Genomic DNA, 7,851 nt, shown 5'->3' on the forward strand with positions numbered 1-7,851 from the left:
CAGATGACTCTAACTTTTTTTAATAGCCCTCTCTGTGTGAAAGCCGAAGCACCGATCCATACTTCACCCTTGCTACCAATTAATACAGCGTGGTACGTAAGTAGCCTTTCACTCCCTCCATCAATTCTCCTCACTATGCCCTGTGCGCGTTGAAGCTTTAATTTCACATTTCTTCCTAGTGAATACTTAGAGACTAATCCTTTATGTCTAAAAACTTCAACAATTCCATTGCTCTTATTGAAAAGGAATATTAGTCCTGCTGACCTTCTGTAGCTATGAAGTGATAGAAAAAAAGCTACAACCATAAGTAGTAGAACAACTATCAAGGAAAATTCTATATTATCGCCAACTAGCTGATTTTGCTCTATTAAAACAAATGTGAGTAAATACAAGACAAAAAAAACAGGTATTGCAACAACTCCAAATAGTGCTCTGCCAGTGTCTATTCCTTTGACCGCAAGCTTACCACCTACTTTCTTAGTTCGAATCATCTGTGATCCTAATGATTAGTTTTGACTATATTTATTTAAGGGAGGAGTGTAATTAAATACGCAATTAACTCAATCATCAATCATGGCTTTTTGCTTTGTATTAGAAATGCAGTCTAAGCCAAGTATTAAAGCTAGAAGGAAAGATGTGTTGAGATAAGAGTCCCTTTCAGGTGCTGAATTTGGCTGTTTTATCCTAATCATAACTAACCTGTCGAGCGACAGCTTTGCGGACTTTGCTGTTGTTTGACTATGTCGTGATTTGAAACTCAAACTGTAAGGTCGGGTTTGAGCCGATACAGATAAGCATTATTCCTCTGTACAGCAAAGCGCTCCGTGCTTAAGGGGCTTAATCTTTCAAGACCAAAACCCCAAAAACGAATCCACCACAGAGGCTTATTAAATAGATTCTGTTTATTCGTACTTACAAAGATAAGCGGTATCTGTAGGAACTTGCAGGTCGAAGGACTGATTTGCTTCAACGGTAAAAGTCTCTCCGTCTTTAAATGAAACAAATTCTTCTGAGCCTGGTAGTTTTACAATTAGTTCGCCACTGACAACTGTCATGTATTCTTTCTGGCTGGTACCGAAGGTATATTCACCTGCTTTCATAACGCCTACTGTTGCTGGCAGAGTAGTGCTTTCAAAGGCAATCGATTTAACCTTGCCATCAAAATATTCGTTAACTTCTAGCATTGTAGCTCTCCTGTAATTACTATTTTGCGTAAATTCAAATCAATGGGCGGCATTATACGCATAATCGATGGCAGGGTATTCATTTTTGAAAGTACAAAGTATGATTTTTACTGGTAAACTGCCTAGCTCGTTATAAGTAATAATAAAAACTGGATATCTAAGAAATGCTTAAGAAGACTCGAACAAAAATCTTACTACTTATTTTAGTACTGGTGATATTTCACGCCGCGGGTATCGCTAAGGATGCAGGGGTCTTCCGTAGTGTTGAAGAAAGTCAGCCTTTTGGGCAGTGTGAAAAGCTAGCAGGTCCTATTGGAGCAGAGGATATCACGGTCGATCGAGTGCAAAAGCTGGCTTATATTTCAGCCGATGACCGTCGCCAGGCTTTTTTGGATAAAGACTTAAAGTCCTATGAAAACGGTGGTATTTGGACTCTGGATCTCAGTGATCCAAACTCGAAACCAAAGCAGTTGATGGTCAAAATGAAAGGGGCTTTTCATCCTCATGGAATTGCTCTGCGCTTTGAACAACAAGATGGCGTTCAGGGAAAGGCGATAGAGCTCTATGCGGTAAATCATCTTGATATGCAGACACATGAGATTGATGTATTTAGCATTCTTCCTGATGGTAACTTAAAGCTACGCCGACGTATTCCATTTCCAGAGTTAATCTCGCCTAATGATATCGCTGTTGTGGGGAAAGACCGTTTCTTTGTATCAAACGATCATGGCAACCCGCGTCATAGCGTGATGGAGATTGTAGAGGACTATGCCGGGCTGGCGTTGTCTTCGCTGGTATATTTTGATGGAGAGCAGGGGCATACAGTGATCGATGGCCTTCGTTATACGAATGGGGTGACTTTGTCTGCAGACCAGAAAACCCTGTTTGTAGCTGAAACCACAGCGAATCAAGTGTCTCGCTATATGAAAGGACAGGATATGCTGTCCTGGCACTTAATTGATACGGTTTACATCCCCATGGCTGTTGATAATCTTGAGTGGTTGGATGATCAACACCTGCTCACAGCCGGTCATCCGAAAGTCTTTGAGTTTACGGCTCATATGCATGATGAAAGCCACCTTTCTCCATCTCAAGCATTTAAAATAGATGTGTCTGGTGAAAAGATGCAGGCCGAGTCGATTTACTATGATAGTGGCGAGCTGATTTCAGGCACGAGTGTGGCAAGTATGTATGAAGATCAATTACTACTTGGTGCTGTATTTGAGCCCTTTGCCCTTAGATGTGCAAAGCCGGCAGAGGCAGAGAAACAAAGCGTGGCTGTAGAATAGCGTCGAATTCCAGCTTGATGTAAGGCTACTGAGTTCCCGCTTTGTCAGTGCTTTTAACTTTACGACGTGCCAAACCTAGACCAATTAAACCGATACTTATCAATGATAGTGTCGTTGGTTCTGGGATTTCGGTAACTATTGGGTTTGCATGAGCTTGTATGGTGATCAAGCTAAATAGAACTAGCGCGACCGCGCGACTTATATGTTTCATTTTACCTTCCTTAGTAATTTTTCCTTTACTGGTGAGACGATATAAAGGAGCTTTCAGTGAGATGGAATGGCAGTCTATCTATAGAATGTGACTAATAGATGAAGCCCTCACTAGATTTCGGGCGCGAGTGTAGCGCAGATTTAGCTCAAGTGCGATTGAAAGTTAGGATAAAAGCTGTAACACAGCGCCACGTTGACTATTCGCTTGTCCTTGTACGGCGATCTGTACCTGATCTCTTATTTGGCTCGCAGCTAGGTCTGAGGCCACCTGAGCATAGTCAGTGTCACTGATTCGGCTCCTCGCTTCAGCCGTATTAACTTTGGATATGGCGATATTATCGATCGAACTCTCGACTCGATTGCTAACGGCACCAAGTTCTGATTGGCGGGATAGTACTAGCTCAGATGCTTGGTTTAAGGTTTCTAATGACTTGCTAGCTTGCTCAGCTGAACTTAAGTCTACGTCTTCAAAGCCTAATTCTTTGATCTCTTTGGCTAAGTCTTTGCCTTCGAGTTGAATGCTCTTTCCTGGTTGATCCAGTTGAATATTGAAGTCTTGTTCACCACTGAGTAGGGCCTTGCCATTGAAGTTAGTGTTTTCGAGAATGCTATTTGAGTCTTCAATCAAGAGATTTGCTTCTTCTTGCAAGGCTTGTCGGTCTTGTGTGGATAGCGCACCGTTACCAGCTTGAATCGTCAACTCTTGTATACGACCAATGTTATCGTTAAGGCTTTTCAGTGCTCCGTCGGCAACCTGAATTGCGGAAATGGAGTCATTGGCGTTACGGATGCCTGCATCAAAAGCACCTAGTTGGCTATTCAAGCGTTCAGATATTGCTGCGCCTGCTGCATCATCAGCTGCGCTATTAATCCGGCTTCCTGAACTGAGCTGCTGCAGTTGTCTATCAGTTTGGGACGCACTGGAAAGGCTTTGAGGGCTGCCAATGCCGCCGTTGAGTGAAATAGTCATGATGATTGCTCCCGCCGAGATAGCTATTTTTTAATGATAGCGCGGGAAGTCGAGCAGGTCATTTATTAAACAGTAACGCTTGGTAACCAGCGCTACTGTTTAGGGTACTATTTTATGTCATATTTTTGCGAGTGACGTAATGATGCCTAACTGTTTCGTTAAAAGCTTCGACATAGGTAGGGTGAAATTGCGTGCCACTTTCGCCATTAATGAGTGTGACAGCACTGAACAGAGACTTCTTGTAGCTTCTATCTGCACGTTCGTTGGTTACTGCATAGAAGGTGTCCGCCAAAGCGATTAACATAGCACCACGGTGTATTTGTTCGTTTGCCAAATTCTTTGGGTAGCCTTTACCATCATATCGCTCATGGTGTTGAGCAACCATCGTGGCGGCTTCTGTCCAACCTTCCATACGACTTAGAAATTCTGAGCCCATCTCTATATGGCCGCGAATAGTACGAAATTCCTGGTCGCTTAGTTTGCTAGGCTTATTAAGTATGTCGGGCGAGACTAAAGACATGCCGATATCGTGAAGATAGACTGCAGCAGTTAATTGGTCTGTATCGATAGGCTCTTCAAGGTCTTTGTTGGTAGATAAGCACAACTCTAGAATGGAATCTGTTCTACCTTGTTTGTATATGCCTAAGTCATCTAGCTGTAAGGCAAGCTTTCTAAAAAATGCTAAGTCAGGGTTGTCCTGATGCTCAAGGCTCAGCGCGATACTGCCGGGTTTTTCTTCTTCAGTGCTACTTTTCTTCGCCCCGACCAGCTGGTCCATTGCTTTATCAAGTGCTTTCAGGTCCTGGCCTGCAGTGCAGCCTCTGACATCTTCGATAACCTTAAGCATGGTCGCCTGAGGCGTACCTTCTACCTGGCCATCACTAATCAGTGTATTGATCATATCCCGTATACGAATAACGATGGCAAAGATAAATTCGCCGTACATAGGAAGATAGGTACGCTGGCCTTGGCGCATGTCAGAGACGATTTCTTCGAGAGCGTGAATTGTTTCGACCAAGGGGTCGAGAAATACCATACGGCAATTACCTTTTAGAGAGTGAATGTCTCTAAAAAGGCGATGAACAAGTTCCGGATCTTTTGAGTTATCAAGTAATGCGATACAAGCTTCGATCTGCTCAATATTCTCTTGTAAACACTCTGCAAAATCTTGCGTTATTTCATTGTCTAGCTCAGTAAACTGAGGGCAGGTGGTAACCATCATTTCAATCCCGTTTTGATAAGCGCTATTAAGTCCTACTTTTAAGAATAGACCATGAGAGGAAAAATAAACGAAATTTTTGACTAGTTCACAAACTTAGGCTTGGCTTATAAGATTCTACTTAAAGTCCGAACCATTCTGGTTTGATCAATAAGACCAAAAGAACGCTTACCTGAATCGCAATAAATGGCATTACACCACGGTAGATATCACTGGTTTTGATGCTCGGCGGTGCCACACCCTTTAAATAGAACAAACTAAAGCCAAAGGGAGGGGTGAGGAAGCTGGTTTGCAGGTTCATTGCAATCAGAATTGCAAACCAAAGCATGCTGATACCTAGGGTTTCTGCGATAGGTGCCAGAACAGGGATGATAATAAAAGAGATTTCAACAAAGTCGATAAAGAAGCCTAGAATCAGAATGACCAACATAGTGAGAATCAAGAAACCCCATTTTTCGCCTGGAAGTTGCAACAACCATTCTTCCAGTATCATATCGCCGCCAGAATAGCTGAAGGTCATAGAGAAGGCCGTGGCACCGATCAGAATAGCGAACACCATTGCTGTGACGTTGACGGTTTCCTTAGCGCTATCCCAGAGCATCTGGAAATTAAACTGCTTGTAGAGTAGAACCAGAAATATCGCACCAATACCACCTAATGCTGAACTTTCCGTTGGTGTAGCAATACCGGCAAAAATAGAACCGAGTACAACAAAAATCAGCGCTAAGGGAGGAATAATGGCTAATAAGGCTTTGCGTATTTGTTCGCTCTTATCTTCCTCTGAAATAGGCATAGCAGGAGCCAAGGCCGGGTTTCGACTTGTTACAAATACTATGTAGCCAATGTAAAGAGCTATCAGCAAAACCCCCGGCGCAACAGCGGCTCTAAACAGGTCGCCAACAGGTAAACCCAGTACATCGCCAAGAATAATTAAAATAATAGAAGGCGGCACGATTTGACCAAGGGTGCCCGATGCGCAAATGGTGCCGCAGCTGAGTTGTTTATCGTAGTTATACTTGAGCATGCAAGGCAGGGATATCAAACCCATCGCAACCACACTGGCACCGACTACACCGGTTGAGGCGGCGAGCAAAGAGCCGACGAGTATGGTGCTAATGGCTACGCCACCATTGAGTCTGCCGAATAACTGTGCCATCGATTCAAGGAGTTGCTCAGCCAGCTTGGTTTTCTGGAGTATGACGCCCATAAAAATGAACAAGGGAATAGCCATCAGAATGGTATTTTCCATAATGCTCTGTATGCGGTAGGGCATAAAAGCAAACAGCTCAAAACCCTCTGCCCAAATACCAAATGCCAGAGCCACTCCTGCAAAAGTAAAGGCGACGGGAAAGCCCAGCATCAGCATTAGCAGGGCAACCACGAACATGACGATACCGCTCATGACAAGCCGACCTCTTTGCTTCTTGGGTAAGCTTCTTTCCCAACGATTACACGGAGAGCCTGAGTGATCATGCTTAAACTTGCCAAACCAATCAGTATAAAAGACAAAGGCATCAGGCTCTTGATTAACCAGCGATGAGGTAGGCCGCCCGGGTCACCACTGCCTTCACCCATTTGATAAGACTCATAAGCAAAACCAAGGCTAAAGTGAGTCACAAGTATAATGAAGGGAAGGATAAGAATGAGCGTACCTAAGAGGTTAATCCAGGCCTTGGTCTGGTCTTGCCAGTGATCATAGAAAATATCCACGCGGACATGGGCATTTTCTTGAATCGCATAGGGAATACCTAGTAGAAACACGCAAGAGAAGAGATGCCACTCCAGTTCCTGCATACCGATCGATACATCATTAAAGCCATAGCGCATGACCACATCGTAGAAAACGTTGATGAGTAGTAAGAGCATGGCGCTAGCCGAGAGTACTCCGCATAAACGCGCAATGCTTTTAAACAGAGTATCCAGGGCTAGAATTACTTGCATAGTATTAACGTGCAGACCTTATCTTAGGGGGCTGTGCTATCTAAATAGGCCTTATCAGACATATTGGTCCAGGCACGTGCTTTTTCCAGATACTCTTTCTGAGACTTAAGCACTCGCGCAGCGAACTCATCTTTAGAGGCGCTTTCGGCTAGCAGGTCTTCATTTGCCTGACGCATCGCAGCAAGTACTTCAGTAGGGAAGGTTTTAACTTGAATATTCGGATATTCGGTACTAATCGTTGCCCAGTTCTTAGCGCTTTCATGCATAGCTTGCGCATACATATCGTATGAGGAAGCTTTCATAGCTGTTTTAAGGATTTCTTGAAGATCTGCCGGTAGGCCTTCAAACTTCTTCTTGTTAACCAGGAACTGAAGTTCAGCACCGGGCTCATGCCAACCGGTATAGTAATACGGTGCAATTTTGTGGAAACCCATGCGCAGGTCAAGAGAGGGGCCTACCCACTCGAGCGCATCAATGGTGCCGCGTTCAAGTGCGGTATATAACTCGCCTGGGGGAATATTCGTAGGTTTGGCGCCCAGTTTGGCAATGACTTCACCCGCGAAGCCAGGAATACGCATTTTCAATCCTTGCAGGTCTTCTACAGTATTAATTTCTTTCTGGAACCAGCCGCCCATCTGGTTAGCTGTGTTACCGCCAGGGAAGGACATGAGATTGTACTGGCCATATAGCTCATTCATTAATTCCATGCCACCGCCGTAGTAAAACCATGCATATTGTTCGGAGGCGATCATACCAAAAGGCATGGTAGTGAAGTACATGGTGGCAGGCACTTTACCTTTCCAATAGTAAGATGCAGAGTGGCCCATATCGTATTGGCCTGACTTAACCATATCGAAGATACCAAAAGGAGACTTATGCTTGTTTGAAGAGTGAATGACGACCTTTAAGCGACCGTTCGACATCTTCTCGACCATCGATGCCATATTCTTGGAGGTGTCACCAAAAATAGGAAAATTAGGCCCCCAGGTTTCTGCCAGTTTTAGCGTGTATGAGTCTTGTTTTTCTACTTTGTGGGTG

Annotated in this window: 9 protein-coding genes; 1 reads left to right on the forward strand and 8 read right to left on the reverse strand. The window is 44.0% G+C overall.

Going from position 1 to position 7,851, the window contains the following annotated elements; all coding sequences use genetic code 11:
• Together A3756_RS13185 and A3756_RS13190 are read right to left on the reverse strand one after the other, a co-directional pair.
• Positions 1–491: hypothetical protein (locus tag A3756_RS13185; protein ID WP_156490455.1), on the reverse strand; the 491-nt coding region annotated here is incomplete at its 3' end.
• A 411-nt stretch (positions 492–902) separates the two neighbouring features.
• The gene (locus tag A3756_RS13190) at positions 903–1,184 is read right to left on the reverse strand and encodes a pyrimidine/purine nucleoside phosphorylase (RefSeq protein ID WP_068512427.1); all 282 of its coding nucleotides are present in this window, start codon (positions 1,182–1,184) and stop codon (positions 903–905) included.
• Positions 1,185–1,348: 164 nt separating this feature from the next.
• On the opposite strand from A3756_RS13190, the gene A3756_RS13195 reads away from it, so the two are divergent.
• Positions 1,349–2,473 carry an SMP-30/gluconolactonase/LRE family protein gene (locus A3756_RS13195; RefSeq protein ID WP_068512425.1) on the forward strand — a complete coding sequence of 375 codons (1,125 nt, stop codon included), beginning with the start codon at positions 1,349–1,351 and terminating at the stop codon, positions 2,471–2,473.
• Positions 2,474–2,498: 25 nt separating this feature from the next.
• On the opposite strand, the gene A3756_RS13200 is transcribed toward A3756_RS13195, so the two are convergent.
• From A3756_RS13200 to A3756_RS13225, 6 genes are all read right to left on the reverse strand, one after another.
• Positions 2,499–2,684: a PEP-CTERM sorting domain-containing protein gene (locus A3756_RS13200; RefSeq protein ID WP_068512423.1), complete on the reverse strand. Its 186-nt coding sequence runs from the start codon at positions 2,682–2,684 to the stop codon at positions 2,499–2,501.
• Between the two features lie 162 nt (positions 2,685–2,846).
• Entirely contained in the window at positions 2,847–3,653 is an 807-nt protein-coding gene (locus A3756_RS13205; RefSeq protein ID WP_068512421.1) for a flagellin, read from the reverse strand.
• Between the two features lie 112 nt (positions 3,654–3,765).
• Positions 3,766–4,875 (reverse strand): HD-GYP domain-containing protein, encoded by a 1,110-nt coding sequence (locus A3756_RS13210; protein WP_068512417.1) that lies wholly within the window; start codon positions 4,873–4,875, stop codon positions 3,766–3,768.
• 118 nt (positions 4,876–4,993) lie between these two features.
• Positions 4,994–6,274, reverse strand: a complete 1,281-nt coding sequence (locus A3756_RS13215) for a TRAP transporter large permease subunit (RefSeq protein WP_068512414.1) — start codon at positions 6,272–6,274, stop codon at positions 4,994–4,996.
• Positions 6,271–6,813 (reverse strand): TRAP transporter small permease subunit, encoded by a 543-nt coding sequence (locus A3756_RS13220; protein WP_068553668.1) that lies wholly within the window; start codon positions 6,811–6,813, stop codon positions 6,271–6,273. Before A3756_RS13220 ends, A3756_RS13215 begins: the two co-directional genes overlap by 4 nt.
• A 23-nt stretch (positions 6,814–6,836) precedes the next feature.
• A partial coding sequence (locus tag A3756_RS13225; RefSeq protein WP_068553669.1) for a TRAP transporter substrate-binding protein occupies positions 6,837–7,851 on the reverse strand: 1,015 nt, incomplete at its 5' end.

The organism is Oleiphilus sp. HI0086, from assembly GCF_001635225.1.